A 15282-nucleotide genomic window follows, 5' to 3' on the forward strand; every position below is an offset into this window, starting at 1 on the left:
TAGTCGATAGTCGATAGTCGATAGTCGATAGTCGATAGTCGATAGTCGATAGTCGATAGTCGATAGTCGATAGTCGATAGTCGATAGTCGATAGTGAAAATCTTGCTGTATCCTGTGCCAGTGTCCAGCACTTTCTAATTTTTAAACAATAAAAAAGGCCAACTTCCTAAGAGAGCTGGCCTTTTTACTAGCGACTATAAACTAGGAACTAGAGACTATTTTACAACCTTCAAACTAGGTCTTTCCGCCCTTTCAGTCTTAGCGGCCGGCTTTGAGCTTTCTACCGTTTTAAAGCGCTTGTCTTTAGGGGGTTCTGGCTCAGGGTCTAGGTCTTCCATCTCGAAAATCATACCCTGGCCATTCTCTCTGGCATAAATACCTAGCACCGCCGACATGGGCGCATAGATATCCATGGGCACACCACCAAAGCGGCCGTTAAACATCATCGCCTCATTGCTCAACTCTAAATCGCGTATCGCATTGGGGGAGACATTTAAAACGATTTGGCCATTTTTAATATGTTCGGTAGGTACCATCACATTATCAGCCAAGGCATTCACTAGGATATAGGGCGTGCAGTCGTTTTCTAATATCCAATCATACAAAGCCCTAACCATATAGGGGCGGCTACTGCTCATGGGGGTAGGTTGTTTGCTCATAATGAAAGTCTAATCTTGTCGCTATAGTAAGAATTATTTCAACGCTGGCTCATCCTAAGCGCCGCCGCTCTTACGCAAAGCTGGCCTCGCGAACAACGCGAGCGTTTTGGGTATATAAAAAAAGGGATGAACTAGCATCCCTTTTTAATTGGCTATGGTGATTACACCCTAGCCTTGGCACTGCGCATTTCCTGCTCAGATTCTGACAAACTCTCTTGAAAGGACTCGCGGGCAAACAAGGTATCCATATAGGTTAGCAATGGCTTGGTTTGTTTAGTGCTGGGGATATCTATACCCAAGGCTTCCAAACGCCACAAAATAGGTGCCATGCAGCAATCAACCAAAGTAAAATCATCACTCATAAAAAACGGCTTTTCCGCAAAAATCGGTGCGATAGCAATAAGGCTTTCACGCAATTCTTTACGGGCTTTCTCTACCGCTTTTTGGTTACTACCTTGGGTGATGGTATCAACCAACACACACCAGTCACGCTCTATACGATAGATATATTGACGGCTAGAGCCACGCGCTACCGGATACACAGGTAGTAGTGGCGGATGCGGAAAACGCTCGTCCAAATACTCCATCATCACCTTGTTTTCATAAAGCACTAAGTCTCTATCCAACATGGTCGGCAGGCTGTTGTAAGGATTTAAATCAGCCAACTCGGCAGGTAAGTTATCACCGTCCGCATCGACGATATCTACTGTCACACCTTTCTCGGCCAGCACGATACGTACGCGATGGCTGTAATGGCATTCACCATCTGAGTAAAAGGTCATTGACGAACGTTTGGCAACAACACCCATTTTAATTCCTTAAGTTCTATCGACTATCAAAGCAGCAGTCGCTAAGCGACTGCTGCGTATCACTACAATTAGTGAATATCTTTCCAGTATTCGCGACTCAACATATAGGTAAATATGAAGAACAAGGTAATAAAGGCCAGTACGAAAATACCTATGCGCTTACGGTCTTCAACCATAGGCTCTGCGGTATAGGATAAAAAGTTAACCAGGTCATACATCGCGGTATCAAACTCTTCCGGCGTCATACTACCTTCAGAAACCAATTTTAAGCGACCACAGGGGCTAAGGGCCTCACCGGTAGTTTCATCAAACAAAACTTCTTCACCGGTTAAAGAGTCGCGCTTTATGCCGCCATTGTCCGCTAATACCGGGCCGGGAGCGCAGGCTTGCATGCCTTGCAACTCTAGCAACACATGAGGCATACCCACATCTTTAAATACTTTGTTGTTGACGCCCCAAGGACGGCTAGGGTCGGCATAAAAGTTGCGCAAATAGGTGTATAACCAGTTGGGGTTACGCGTACGCGCTACCAAGGTTAGGTCCGGCGGAGCCGCACCAAACCACTTTTTTGCCGACTGCTCCGGTGCCGAGTTAAACATTAAGCCACCGATTTTAGCCTGGTTATCAAGCTTTAGATTTTCTTCAAATATATCTAAAGGCACACCTATATCTTCAGCAGTACGCTGATAACGCGCGTACTTCATCGAATGGCAGCTCATACAGTTATTCATATAGTGCTTAGCACCACTTTGCAAAGACGCCTTGTTAGTAGGGTCAGTGGTGACTTCATCACACATCATCGTGCCGCAGTTAAACGCCGACTCTGAACCCGCTGCCTTTAATGGCAATAAGGTTAGCAAGGCCACGAGAATCACGCCACCTATAGTTCCCCAAGCCCCCATACCACCGTTCATGGTAACGCGCTCTGGTACCGGCAACATTTTATCTCGGGTTAGTAAGATAGGCAGGATAAAGAAGAACAAGGCATTTAACGCTGCATAGGCACGTACCGCATAAACATGTGTTTCATGCCTGGCTGCCTCATAACCATAGAAGGTTAAGAACAGCATGATGCCAGCTATCACCCAAAACACGATGCTGCGTATCATGGCGTGCCATGCATCTTTATTGGTCCATATAGGCATGGTAATAAAGAAGGCAAAGTAAAATACGGTTGTTACCTGCGCTAATAGCGTTCTGCCAGCATTAGGCGCCTTAACACCCAACACACCCAAGATTAGGAAGGTAGCCACAAAGGTCACCAACATAATCTTGTTAACTAGGCCGCGATAACGTACCGACTTAACCGGACTGCGATCTACCCAAGGTAAGATAAACAGGATAGCAACCGAAGCACCAAAGGCGATAAAACCTAGCAACTTATCAGGCACCGCACGCAACACCGAGTAAAACGGCGTGAAATACCATACTGGCGCGATATGCTCAGGGGTTTTTAAACCATTGGCAATTTCAAAGTTGGCATGCTCTAGGAAGTAACCACCCATTTCTGGCGCAAAGAAAATAACCAAAGCAAAGGCAAAACAGAACACGGCTACTGCCGGTAAATCGTGCACAGTATAGTAAGGGTGAAAAGGGATACCGTCTTTAGGTATGCCGTTCTCGTCCTTGTTCTTCTTGATATCAACACCATCGGGGTTGTTAGAACCCACTTCGTGTAATGCCAATAAGTGCAGAACCACCAAGCCCAACAATACGATAGGTAAAGCCACCACGTGTAAAGCAAAGAAGCGGTTTAGGGTGATGCCTGAAATCAGAAAGTCGCCGCGTATCCACTGTACGATATCTTCACCCACAACAGGGATAGCACCGAACAAGGAGATAATAACCTGCGCACCCCAGTAAGACATTTGACCCCAGGGCAATACATAACCCACGAAAGCCTCAGCCATTAATACTAGGAAGATGAACATGCCAAACACCCATACCAGCTCGCGGGGCTTTTGGTATGAACCATAAATCAGGGCGCGGAACATATGCAGGTACACAACCACAAAAAACGCAGAAGCGCCGGTGGAATGCATATAACGAATAATCCAGCCGAAATCGACATCACGCATGATGTACTCAACCGAGTTGAACGCATTTTCTGAACTGGGGGTATAGCTCATGGTGAGCCAAACACCGGTTAACAATTGGTTAACTAACACTAACAGTGACAAAACACCAAAGTAGTACCAAAAGTTAAAGTTTTTAGGGGCGTAGTAGCCGCCCATGTGAGTATCCCACGCGCGCATAATCGGCAAACGTGCATCTACCCAATCTCTTAAACCCACTAACAGATTGATCATTACGCGGCCTCCTGGTCTACGCCAATAATAATGACGCTATCACTTTCATAGGTATAAGGTGGAACCAATAAGTTTGCAGAGGCCGGTACGCTTTGATATACACGGCCAGACAAATCAAACTTAGAACCGTGACAGGGACAGAAAAAACCGCCTATCCAGCTCTCGCCGCCCAAATCAGCCGCACCCACTTCAGGGCGGTACTTAGGCGCACAACCCAAATGGGTACACAGGCCTACCAGCACTAAGAACTCGTCTTTAATAGAGCGGGTAATAGTGCCTACATATTCAGGCTGCTGTGCGGTATTGGTTGAGTCAGGATCTTTTAGATTGTCCGCATTACCGACTAAGGCAGCTAGGGTCTCGGGGGTGCGTCGCACTACATAGACAGGCTTGCCGCGCCACTCAACCACTTTCATCTCACCAGGCTCTAAACGGCTAATATCAAATTTAACCGGAGCACCGGCAGCTTTAGCTTTGGCACTGGGGTTCCATGAACCCACAAAAGGTACAGCAACACCTACTGCTCCAGCCGCACCCACTACCGTAGTAGCCGCGGTCAAAAAACGTCGCCGCGTAGTGTTAACGCCGTCATTACTCATGACGTAATCCCCCTAAAACTAGCGTATAAAGACCTATTAGCTAGGCAATGAATAATTAATTATTAGTACGGCGCATACTAAAGATATTGACGCGCCATGACAACAATTAACCCTACAACATAGCAGGGTTTGAGGTATTTTTTTAAAATCAAATCAAATATTTACGGCGTTTTGCAAACAACCATAAAAAAACGCCCAGATTACAATAATCACGGGCGTTTTCGCTGGAGGGCCGCAACCCTCCAATAGACAGCAATAATTAACGTTTAGAGAATTGTGGTTTCTTACGCGCTTTGCGTAGACCAACTTTCTTACGCTCAACTTCCCTAGCATCACGTGTTACATAACCGGCTGCACGCAGCTGGCCACGTAAACCTTCATCATACTCCATAAGAGCACGAGTAATGCCGTGACGTATAGCGCCGGCTTGACCGAAGCTACCACCACCGGCAACAGTGATGTTTAAGTCGAATTTATCGGTCATTTCAACCAATTCTAGCGGCTGACGCACGATCATGCGCGCAACTTCGCGACCAAAGTATTCATCCAAAGAGCGCTTGTTGATGGTGATTTCACCGGCGCCTGATTTTATGAATACGCGAGCGCTAGAGGTTTTACGACGCCCAGTACCATAGTATTGAGTAGCTGACATAATATGCGTTCCGTTATATGTTCAGTGCTTGCGGCTGCTGTGAAGCATGGGGATGCTCAGCGCCTGCGTACACTTTAAGTTTTCTGAACATATCACGTCCTAATGGGTTACGTGGCAACATGCCTTTAACCGCACTCTGGATAACACGTTCAGGAGCTTTATCAATTAGTTTCTCGAAGCTTATAGACTTCAAGTTACCGATATAACCAGTGTGGTGGTAATACATTTTATCGCTTGCTTTCTTGCCAGTAACTTGTACTTTTTCGGCATTAACAACCACGATGTAATCGCCGGTATCGACATGCGGGGTATATTCCGCCTTGTGCTTACCACGTAAACGGTGAGCGATCTCGGTGGCTAAACGACCTAGGGTCTTGCCATCTGCATCTACCACGAACCAATCACGTGTTACGGCTTCAGATTTTGCGCTGAAAGTCTTCATCTATATATGCCTCTGGGGCCCGTTCCTACAAAGAGCGCGAATACTACAGAAACCACTGAGGGTTTTCAAGCCTAATTCGCGCTATTTTTACTGTTACATTAACTAGCCTGCGCAAGCCCCTAAGGACGGTGCTCCAGCGCTAGGTAATCATGGGATTGCATCTCTAACAAGCGGCTTTGGGTACGTTCAAATTCAAAACTTAAACGCCCTCCCGCATAGAGCTGCGCTAATGACACCTGAGCTGCAATAACCAGCTTAACGTGCCTGTCGTAAAACTCATCTATCAAATTAATAAAGCGCCTAGTCTGGTCATCCTTACCACCACCCAGCTGCGGCACACCACTAATCAGCACCGCATGAAACTCCTTAGCCAGCTCTATATAGTCATTCTGACTGCGCGGACCATCACACAACGCACCAAAATCAAACCAAGCCACATCATCCGACACTCTACGCGCCTGAATTTGCCGGCCGTTGATCTCCAAGCCAAAATCACTACGTACATGGCCAGCATCAGGGTTAAGCTGATCAAAAGAGCGCTGTAAGCTGCTATCCGCCCCCGCATCCAACGGGTAATGATACAGCTCAGCCTGCTCCAAAGTACGCAAGCGGTAATCAACACCACTATCAACATTCACCACCTGCGTATGCTTATTGAGCATAGCTATGGTGGGTAAAAAACGGCTACGCTGCAAACCGTCCTTATAGAGACCGTCGGGGATAATATTCGAAGTAGCCACTAGGCTTACGCCATAATCAAACAACAACTCAAATAAACCACCCAAAATCATGGCATCGGTAATATCTGAAACAAAAAACTCATCAAAACAGATGACCCTCGCTTCGTCGGCAATGCCTCTAGCTACCTGCTGCAACGGATTTTTATCCCCTTGCAAGACCTTTAAATCCGCGTGCACTCTACGCATAAAACGATGAAAGTGCACCCGCATTTTGCGATCAAAAGGCAATGCATCATAAAAAGCATCCATTAAATAGGTTTTGCCGCGACCTACCCCGCCCCAAAAATACAACCCCTTAACCGGCTCCAACGCGGGCTGGCGGCGGCCCAGCCCTGCCAGCAACTTAGCTTTTAAGCCCGTAGGCTGAGCAGCACTTTCAGCTGCTAACAGACGCTCATACAACTGCTGCAATAACTCTACAGCCTGTTTCTGGCCAACATCATAGGAGAAGTCATCCCTCTGCAGGTCTAACTGGTAACGTTCTCTTGGGGACAGGGGTACGGCCATAGTAAAAAGGGAGAGCTAACCATCATGATTTTTGAGGCGGCAACTCTACAGCTATCCCCTGCCAGTGGCAACCATGCATACCAGAAGTATAAGTTTGTTACCGCGAATCGCCAATCACGGTTATACTTAAAATGCAGTTTATAACCGTAGAACTAGAACCTAGGAGAGCAAAGTGTATTCACTCAGCGTCGTACTCACTATTACCCTCGCCGGCCTTATTGTCGGTACCTTTATTGGCATTTTCTTGTCGCAACGCAAGAGCGGCCAAAGCCAACGCCAGGTCGAGTTAGAAAAACAGGTGCTGGATCTGCAACAGCAGCAGCAAAGTTATCAGGCCGATGTCAGCAAGCACTTCAATCACACCGCCGAATTGCTTAACCAGCTCACCGAAAGCTATAAGGACGTACACAGCCACTTAGCATCAGGCGCGCAATTACTCGCTGGCGAACAATTACACACCACTATCAAAACTCTAGCTGCCGACGGCAGCACCAGTAAGACAGAGCAACCAGAGCAGTCCTCTAGCCTGACTCCGCCACTAGACTATGCCACCACCGGTGGCACTTTAAGTGAAGACTGGGGCATGAAAAAATCCCTAGTAAGCGATGAGCGCAACGAGTCAGGCTACCCTAAAAGCCCTGCCTAACACTGCGACCTAATACGGCACGGCGAACTAGTCTTTTTTGCCCAGCCGCTTTCTCACATTAGCGATAACACTCTTCACCATGCTCTTAGCGGATTTCTTTTCCGCTTTGACTGGCGCTTTTGGAACGACTTTAGCTTTAGCTTCGATCTCAAACGGCTTCGGCTTTTTCCTAGCTTTTTTCGGCCTAGCTTTTTTGGCAGGCTTACGCGCGACAGGCTCATCCTTGGCAGCAGTCCGTTTATTACCCGCATTACTCGGCTTCTTGCCCTTGGCTCCCGCTTTACCCGCCGATGCCGAGCGCTTGCGCTTATTGGAACCCGTCGCCACATCCACCAATTCTAAGTCGATTTTCTTATCATCTAAATTAACCCGCAAAACCTTCACCTGCAGCTCATTACCTAGCTGAAAAGTGGTACGGGTACGCTCGCCGACTAAACGCTGCTTGGCCGGATCAAAATGGTAATAATCACTGGCTAGCGCACTCACATGCACCAAGCCCTCTACATACACATTTTTAAGCTCAACAAATAAACCAAAACTGGTAACTGCCGTAACCACGCCTGTAAAAGTCTCACCCACCCGGTCTTGCAGGTATTCACATTTCAGCCAAGCCACCACATCGCGGCTAGCATCGTCAGCACGACGTTCAGCCATGGAGGTTTGCTCACCCAATGCCAATAGCGCCGCCATGTCATAGGGGTAGATGGTTTTACGATCTATAGCGGCCACGCCTGCAACACTCTGCACCGTGGCAGCCTCAGGCCGTGAACGCACGATATAGCGTATCGCCCGGTGCACCAATAAGTCTGGGTAACGGCGTATCGGTGAGGTGAAATGGGCATAACCGGGGTAATTTAACCCAAAGTGGCCTTCGTTTTTCGGCTGGTACACCGCCTGACGCAGGGAACGCAGCAACATGGTTTGGATTAGCTGCTCATCGGGGCGACCCGCTATCTGCGCCATTACGGTTTGATAATCACCAGGACGAGGGTCGTCACCACCAGGCAGATCTATGCCCTGCTCACCCAAGAACTCACGCAAAGATTTTAGCCGCTCCTCGGTGGGCCCTTCATGAACACGAAATAGCGCATCTATCTTATGCTCTTCCAAGAACCTAGCCGCCGCCACATTGGCGCTGAGCATGCATTCCTCTATCAACTTATGGGCATCGTTGCGCACCACCGGTACGATATCGGCAATTTTTCTATCGGGGCCAAAAACGATACGCGTCTCTACCGTTTCAAAGTCGATGGCACCACGCACCTGCCGCTGTGCACGCAGGGCGTGATACAAGCCATGCAATTGTTGCACATGAGGCAATACCGCCGAGTAACGCTCACACAGCTCTTCATGCTTGCCGTGCCCTGGGTCCAACATGGCGCCCACTTTGGTATAGGTTAAACGCGCATGGGAGTGTATTACCCCCTCAAAGAATCTATAGTCAGTCAGCTTACCTTTTTCGCTAATGGTCATTTCACAAACCATACACAGGCGATCAACCTCTGGCTTTAAGGAGCACAAGCCGTTGGATAAGGCCTCGGGGAGCATAGGCACTACGCGCTCGGGGAAATAGACCGAGGTGCTGCGTAAAGTCGCCTCTTTATCTAAGGCACTACCCACCTGCACATAGTGCGACACATCGGCTATCGCCACCCATAAACGCCAACCGCCAGACTTGTTAGCCTCACAATAGACGGCGTCATCAAAGTCTCTGGCATCTTCGCCATCAATGGTCACAAAGGGTAAGTCGCGTAAATCTATACGGCCCTGCTTATCTTGTTCGTTGGGCTCGTCCGCTAGCGTAGCCGCCTCAGCCAATACCGACTCAGGCCACACATGGGGAATATCGTGGGAACGTATGGCAACATCTATCTCCATACCCGCCGCCATATGGTCGCCCATCACCTCTACCACCTTGCCGGTGGGGCGCGCACGCCACTGGGGTTGAGTAACAATTTCAACCACCACGTACTGGCCAGGCTCGGGTTTTAACTCACTAGGCTGATCGGTAGCAATAAAAACATCATGCTGCATACGGGGATTATCAGGTATCACAAAAGCGGCACCGTTTTCATAGGCGTAACGGCCTACTAGCTGCGTGGTGTGACGATCTAACACTTCAACAATGGTACCTTCGCGACGGCCGCGCTGGTCTACGCCATTGGCTCGGCACAGCACTATATCGCCATCGAATACTTGGCTCATCTGGCGGCTATTCAGGTAAAAATCGTCACTGCCGTCTTCGGGTATCACAAAGCCAAAGCCGTCGCGGTGTGCCTGTATGCGGCCTTTTACTAAGTCCATTTTTGCCACTAGGCAATAAGCGCCCTTGCGGTTGCGCATTAACTGGCCATCGCGCTCCATGGCTTTTAGGCGCCGGCGCAGTGCTTCGGCGGCATCATAATCGTCTAAATTCAATTGCCGGCTAAGCTGATTGCGGTTGAGTGGCGCATCGGCCTGCTCTAGCAGCTCAATAATATATTCGCGACTGGGAATGGGATTATCGTATTTCTTGGCCTCGCGCTCAGCGTGAGGGTCGTTCTGTGGTGGGCGTTTCGCCATGTTTAAATCACTTTTATTCTCAATATATGCCAGAATCGGCACTATATAGGTCTTATTATACGCAAGGTTTTGGCAAAGCACCTATTTATTCCCCCCAGAGCCAAACCCGCATCACTTTGTTAGCCGCAGCCATCGCCAGATAATACATGCTATGCTTCCTATACTAAGCATAACAATGACCATCATTTAGATTAGCAGCCGCCGTATTAATGACCTCACAACTTATTCGCATTTCCATGCCTGCGCGCATCAAGCAATTTTTCTTGGCCTCAGCGCTTATTGCGCTAGCCCCCCTCTGTCATGCAGAACTGGCAACAGAGCTCTATAGCATGAAGGCGCAAGCCTATATTAATTCCGAAGCCGCTATAGACCAGCTTAACACCCTCAAAAACACAGCCGTCCAGCAAGACCTTCGCGCTGAACAGTGGTATTGGTTACGCTTGGCAGAAGCACAGGGCATTATCGTACTGCTGGACGATATGCAGATCTCGCTTAACGCCGCAGCTAATGTCATAAAACAAACAGAAAATGCCGAAGCTCAGGTGCAGTTATTATTGCTACAAGGTGTGCTGGCACAAAACAATGGCGCGCTAGCAGAGTCCAAAACACATTTCACCAACGCTATAGCTCAAGCTATGGCGGCAGATCTAAAACATCTGGAGCTGCGCACCAGAGTTGAGCTCGCCTACACCTATACCTTAGAGGATAATTTTCAAGACGCCCTCGAAACCAATCACCTTGCCCATATGGAGGCGCGAGAACTAGGGGATATTTTTATTACCGCCCTAGCAGAAGATATCTATGGTGCAATCTATGGCTATATGGACCAATACGAGGAATCCATAGCCTACTACCAAAAAGCCTTAGCGGGCTACCAACAACTGGGCTATCAGCAATACACCTCCTCCGCAATTTTTGGCATAGCCACTAGCCATCGCTACTGGGGCAAATACCAAGAAGCGCTCAAATACTTTCACCAACACGAACAACTATTATCCCACACCACTCGCGAAGGTAGTAAGTTTTACGGCTACTACGGCATAGCCACCACCTTGGCCGCCATGAACAACTGCGACGCAGCCCTGCCCGCTATAAACAAAGCAGTTAACACTGAAGGCCCAAAAGATTACAAAGCCGAGCTCTATAAATTACAGGCCAAGTGCTATATCAAACAACAACAGCTCAGCGAAGCTGAAACCGCCCTCAATGCCGCCATTGACATTTTTGCACAGCTACCCGACTTAACCGACACCAACTGGCAAATTGAAACCTTACTTATCGCCGCTAAACTGGCACAAGCTAATAATAACTACCCCCTAGCCTTTGCATTACTGAGTAATTACAGCGAGAAAAAATCACGTATAGACTCGGCCACCTACTCAGAAAAAATGATTGCCTACAAGGCCACACTGGAAAACCAGCAGAAAGATTTAAAAATAAAACTGCTTACCGAAAACGCAAAAACACAGCAGCTTACCGCCAATAATCAAATGCGCGTTAATAAACTGCAAAAAATGCTGTTAATAGGTTTGAGCCTCACAGTGCTTATTATTCTTGCCTTTGTCTATATATTGTATAAAAACTTAAAGCGCATTTCTGAGCTATCTATACGCGATGAACTCACCGGCCTCTATAATCGCCGTTATATTTTTAATTATTTAAATAATATTCTCAGCAACGAAAAAGAAGGCAAGCAATTTTCTATTATTATTGCCGACATCGATAATTTTAAACAGATTAACGATAACTACGGCCACCCCGCTGGCGACAGCGTTATTAAAGCCATAGCCAAGCTTAGCCTAGATACCCTACGAATGACCGATGTAGTAGGCCGCATAGGTGGTGAAGAGTTTTTATTTATACTACCGCGCATACCGCCCAAACAGTGTGAAGAGATAGTCAGCCGCCTCTTGCAGGCGGTACGCGAGAAAGCCTTTACTCTGCCCAACGGCGAGGTTATTCATGTCACCATCAGTATGGGCATATGCCATAACAGCGCCGACATCACCGATGCCAAAACGATTTTTCATAAGGCCGATGAAGCCTTATATGTATCTAAAAATAATGGCAAAGATCAAATTAACAGCGTAGAAAACGCCGCCCTCAGCACTTAGAGAACTTGAAAACCCTGCAGTTCTTTATAGGTCAGGGTTTCTACATCCACCCTATCAACACGCGCATGTTCAGGGCCTTGATGCAGCGCCTTACACACCACCAACAAATCTTCAGCGGCCCCCGACAACATAAACTCCACTCGGCCATCACTGATATTTTTAGCCCAGCCACTCACATTCGCCGCTAAGGCTTGTTGCTGGGTAAACGCCCTAAACCACACGCCCTGCACTCGGCCGGTTACAAAGCCATGCAATGTTGATAACTCACTCACTTAAAAACCTCCTTACTATGTACACAAGGCCATACTTAAAAAGCCACACTCACAAAATAAATACCCAAAATTTAAAAATAATCGTACCTACAAAAGTCCCGAGAGCATAACCGAACACGCCCACCAAAATACCGGGGGTAATTAAATTATTCCAGCCCTTGGCTGCCGCCAGGGCCGGCGCGGTGGTCGCCCCCAAAATAGCCGCATTAGAGGCGATGATTAACTCCGGCATACTCAAACCCAGCCAGCGCCCAACCGTAAAGGTCACTAAAAAATGCACGCTAAGCAGTATCAGCACTAAGGCGATTAACAAAGGCGCCACCTGCACCATGGCCACCACATCGGCTCCCGCCGCTATGGCGGCAAAAAATACCAAAGACAGCCCCACCCCCAGCTCAAAACTGCCTATCATATGCTTTACCAAGCCCGGCGCGAGTGTGGCTACCGCCAAAGACAGCGCCGTAATCACCATATAGCGCCAACCACTGCCCCCTAAATAAGCAACTGCAGCATCGGCCACCACCACTATCACCATAGCGGCCGCAAGCGCCAGCACCAAGGACATCGCACTGATACCTTCACTATGCTCAACCTCAACACTGCCCGCCGAATAATCATGCGCGGGGTATTTTTGCGCTAACCAACGCCAGCCAGGCAACAATGCCAACAAACCCAAGTACACGGCACTAAATAAATTATCTGCTGCAGTGGCAGCCGAAAAAAACGAGGCATCTTGGCTTAAACCGGTCACCTCACCTAGGGCCGCATAGTTCACCGAGCCGCCTATGTAGGTAGAGGCAAACAGGCCAGCCACGGCGGCTTCGCGCTCAGCCATAGCCAGCGGCGCCTGCGAGGCCAAGCTGCCTAAGTCCAAGCACAGCGCCGCCAGAGTGACGCCGGCCACCGTGCCCACGCTGGCTAATAAAAACGCCATGGTGGTGCGCGTAGTCTCGAAAAACAAACGCTTTAAGTCGGCCTTAAATAAAAATAGAGGGATTAACACTGGCACAAAGTAACTAAACACAAAATCATAAGCCGGCGAGCTGTGAGGAATAATATTCAGGTTAGCCGCCGCTATAGCCGTCACTATCGCGATCACCGCGCCGGTTAAGTGTGCGCCCACGCGAGTTTTCTCACCGACAAAGCCCAACCCAGCAATTACAAATAAAGCCGCCATTACCGCCATAGCGTTTTCTGCACTGATTAAACTCATCTATTCCTCACTATGTTGCTACTATATTTTACTGCTCTGTCTTGCCCTTATCCCTAAAAGCCTAACCCAGCAACCCGTAAAACCAAAACACATATTAACCCTACACCCCCAAACTTAGGCCAAATCAACAACCTCACTGATCACTTTTCGTACAAACTAAATTATTATTTTTAGAACCTTGCGTTTACTTTTTAACCTCGCTAAAGTTTATTCAGTTGTAAGTGGTAGCAGTATCAGGTCGATTTCTTACCCACGCGGTTAGTTTTTCGGGCAAGTGACCTCCATGTTTAACCCTTAGGGATAGCTGGAGCTCGTATGCAAGACTGTACAGCACAAGCACCATGTTACCGACAGTTAGCCCTAGGCAAACTGCCACGTGCACTATCATCTGTCGCACACCTCCCCCCTTGCTTTGCCCTAGCCGAACCTCTCGCTATGTATACGCTCTCCTATCCCTTACTGTTTGGGGGGGCTGCACCTTGAACTTAGCCACGCAATCACTCTGGCCTTTATTGGTTTACGTCGCTGCCGTCTTGCTGCTGGTAGCCACCATGCTGGGGCTGTCATTTATTTTAGGGCAGCGGCGCGGCAATAAAGCCACCAATATGCCCTTTGAATCTGGCGTACTGTCGGTGGGCAGCCCACAAATTCATGTGTCAGCTGAGTTTTATCTAATTGCCATCTTCTTTGTGATTTTCGATTTAGAAACCGTGTTTATTTTTGCCTGGGCCGTGGCTTTTTTTGAGCTGAGCTGGGCAGGCTTCATTGCCATTAGCGTGTTTATTTTTGTTTTAGCCGTGGCCCTAGTCTACGAGCTACGCTCCGGCGCCTTGGACTGGGGCATTAAATCGAGAACGGGCATACAGCAAACTAATTTATCGCAATCCCATGCACCCCAACCTCATTTACCGCAATCAGGGAAACACTAATGGAGTGGAATTTAAGCAAGCCCGACAATCTTATTGCCAGCTCACCCGGCGGCGCTTTCGAGGGCACTCATGAAAGCATCAATGAGAGCATAGAAGAGCAGGTCAAGCGCAATGTCGCCTTTGCCAAGCTGGAAGATCTGGTCGCCTGGGGCCGCGCCCACTCACTGTGGCCTTTTAATTTCGGCCTCTCTTGCTGCTATGTAGAAATGGCTACCTCTTTCACCAGCCGCCATGATATCGCCCGCTTTGGCTCCGAGGTGATACGCGCCACCCCTAGGCAGGCCGATTTGATGGTCATTTCCGGCACCGTATTTAGAAAAATGGCACCGGTAGTGCAACACCTTTACGACCAACTATTAGAACCGCGCTGGATTATTTCCATGGGCTCCTGCGCCAACTCCGGCGGCATGTACGACATCTACAGCGTGGTGCAAGGTGTGGATAAATTTATCCCCGTGGATGTGTACGTACCCGGCTGCCCCCCGCGCCCCGAGGCGCTAATGCAGGGCCTCACCATGTTGCAAGAATCCATAGGTAAAGAGCGCCGCCCCTTAAGTTGGGTGGCGGGCGACCAAACCGTAGTTAAACCCAAGATGCCATCGCAAAGAGATACCTTACAAGAAGAGAGAAACCGGGCCACCCTACTGCGCAGCCCGGATGACGTTTAGAAGAGATTATTGTGCGTCACTCCCATGCAAGTGAGAGTGAGAGTCCGTGACACTAACAAAAATAGATTCTCGCCTACGCGAGAATGACCGTCACTAGGGCAGAGTAGCAAGCAAAGTAGAGAATTTTATAAAGTAAGCCGTACCCGTAAAACAGCAACGCT

Annotated in this window: 14 protein-coding genes; 4 read left to right on the forward strand and 10 right to left on the reverse strand. The window is 48.6% G+C overall.

The window, feature by feature from the left end; translation table 11 throughout:
- Positions 1 to 215: 215 nt before the first annotated feature.
- The 7 genes from B067_RS0115210 to zapE all read right to left on the reverse strand — a co-directional run bounded on the left by B067_RS0115210 (position 216) and on the right by zapE (position 6717).
- Positions 216 to 659: a ClpXP protease specificity-enhancing factor gene (locus tag B067_RS0115210; RefSeq protein ID WP_019530949.1), complete on the reverse strand. Its 444-nt coding sequence runs from the start codon at positions 657 to 659 to the stop codon at positions 216 to 218.
- Positions 660 to 820: 161 nt separating this feature from the next.
- Positions 821 to 1468: a glutathione S-transferase N-terminal domain-containing protein gene (locus tag B067_RS0115215; protein WP_019530950.1), complete on the reverse strand. Its 648-nt coding sequence runs from the start codon at positions 1466 to 1468 to the stop codon at positions 821 to 823.
- 68 nt (positions 1469 to 1536) lie between these two features.
- On the reverse strand, positions 1537 to 3777 hold the full coding sequence (locus tag B067_RS0115220; protein ID WP_019530951.1) for a ubiquinol-cytochrome c reductase: 2241 nt from the start codon (positions 3775 to 3777) through the stop codon (positions 1537 to 1539).
- Positions 3777 to 4376 (reverse strand): ubiquinol-cytochrome c reductase iron-sulfur subunit, encoded by a 600-nt coding sequence (gene petA / locus B067_RS0115225; RefSeq protein WP_019530952.1) that lies wholly within the window; start codon positions 4374 to 4376, stop codon positions 3777 to 3779. Before petA ends, B067_RS0115220 begins: the two co-directional genes overlap by 1 nt.
- Before the next feature lie 259 nt (positions 4377 to 4635).
- Positions 4636 to 5028, reverse strand: a complete 393-nt coding sequence (gene rpsI, locus B067_RS0115230) for a 30S ribosomal protein S9 (protein WP_019530953.1) — start codon at positions 5026 to 5028, stop codon at positions 4636 to 4638.
- Positions 5029 to 5041: 13 nt separating this feature from the next.
- Positions 5042 to 5470 (reverse strand): 50S ribosomal protein L13, encoded by a 429-nt coding sequence (rplM, locus tag B067_RS0115235; protein WP_019530954.1) that lies wholly within the window; start codon positions 5468 to 5470, stop codon positions 5042 to 5044.
- A 119-nt stretch (positions 5471 to 5589) separates the two neighbouring features.
- On the reverse strand, positions 5590 to 6717 hold the full coding sequence (gene zapE, locus B067_RS0115240) for a cell division protein ZapE (protein WP_019530955.1): 1128 nt from the start codon (positions 6715 to 6717) through the stop codon (positions 5590 to 5592).
- A 172-nt stretch (positions 6718 to 6889) separates the two neighbouring features.
- Here zapE and B067_RS20665 point away from each other — a divergent pair, with 172 nt between their 5' ends.
- Positions 6890 to 7363, forward strand: coding sequence for a Z-ring associated ZapG family protein (locus B067_RS20665; RefSeq protein WP_019530956.1), 474 nt, complete (start codon positions 6890 to 6892; stop codon positions 7361 to 7363).
- A 27-nt stretch (positions 7364 to 7390) separates the two neighbouring features.
- On the opposite strand, the gene rnr is transcribed toward B067_RS20665, so the two are convergent.
- Positions 7391 to 9925: a ribonuclease R gene (rnr, locus tag B067_RS0115250; RefSeq protein WP_035802498.1), complete on the reverse strand. Its 2535-nt coding sequence runs from the start codon at positions 9923 to 9925 to the stop codon at positions 7391 to 7393.
- A 209-nt stretch (positions 9926 to 10134) separates the two neighbouring features.
- Here rnr and B067_RS0115255 point away from each other — a divergent pair, with 209 nt between their 5' ends.
- Positions 10135 to 12039 carry a GGDEF domain-containing protein gene (locus B067_RS0115255; protein WP_019530958.1) on the forward strand — a complete coding sequence of 635 codons (1905 nt, stop codon included), beginning with the start codon at positions 10135 to 10137 and terminating at the stop codon, positions 12037 to 12039.
- On the opposite strand, the gene B067_RS0115260 is transcribed toward B067_RS0115255, so the two are convergent.
- Positions 12036 to 12311 (reverse strand): acylphosphatase, encoded by a 276-nt coding sequence (locus B067_RS0115260; protein ID WP_019530959.1) that lies wholly within the window; start codon positions 12309 to 12311, stop codon positions 12036 to 12038. The genes B067_RS0115255 and B067_RS0115260 overlap by 4 nt on opposite strands.
- A gap of 49 nt (positions 12312 to 12360) precedes the next feature.
- Positions 12361 to 13524: a DUF819 family protein gene (locus B067_RS0115265; RefSeq protein WP_019530960.1), complete on the reverse strand. Its 1164-nt coding sequence runs from the start codon at positions 13522 to 13524 to the stop codon at positions 12361 to 12363.
- A 479-nt stretch (positions 13525 to 14003) separates the two neighbouring features.
- Here B067_RS0115265 and B067_RS21875 point away from each other — a divergent pair, with 479 nt between their 5' ends.
- Positions 14004 to 14453, forward strand: a complete 450-nt coding sequence (locus tag B067_RS21875; RefSeq protein WP_019530961.1) for an NADH-quinone oxidoreductase subunit A — start codon at positions 14004 to 14006, stop codon at positions 14451 to 14453.
- The gene (locus B067_RS0115275; RefSeq protein ID WP_019530962.1) at positions 14453 to 15121 is read left to right on the forward strand and encodes a NuoB/complex I 20 kDa subunit family protein; all 669 of its coding nucleotides are present in this window, start codon (positions 14453 to 14455) and stop codon (positions 15119 to 15121) included. The genes B067_RS21875 and B067_RS0115275 overlap by 1 nt, the downstream gene beginning before the upstream one ends.
- Positions 15122 to 15282 lie beyond the last annotated feature (161 nt).

Source organism: Dasania marina DSM 21967, from assembly GCF_000373485.1.
Lineage (GTDB): Bacteria > Pseudomonadota > Gammaproteobacteria > Pseudomonadales > Dasaniaceae > Dasania > Dasania marina.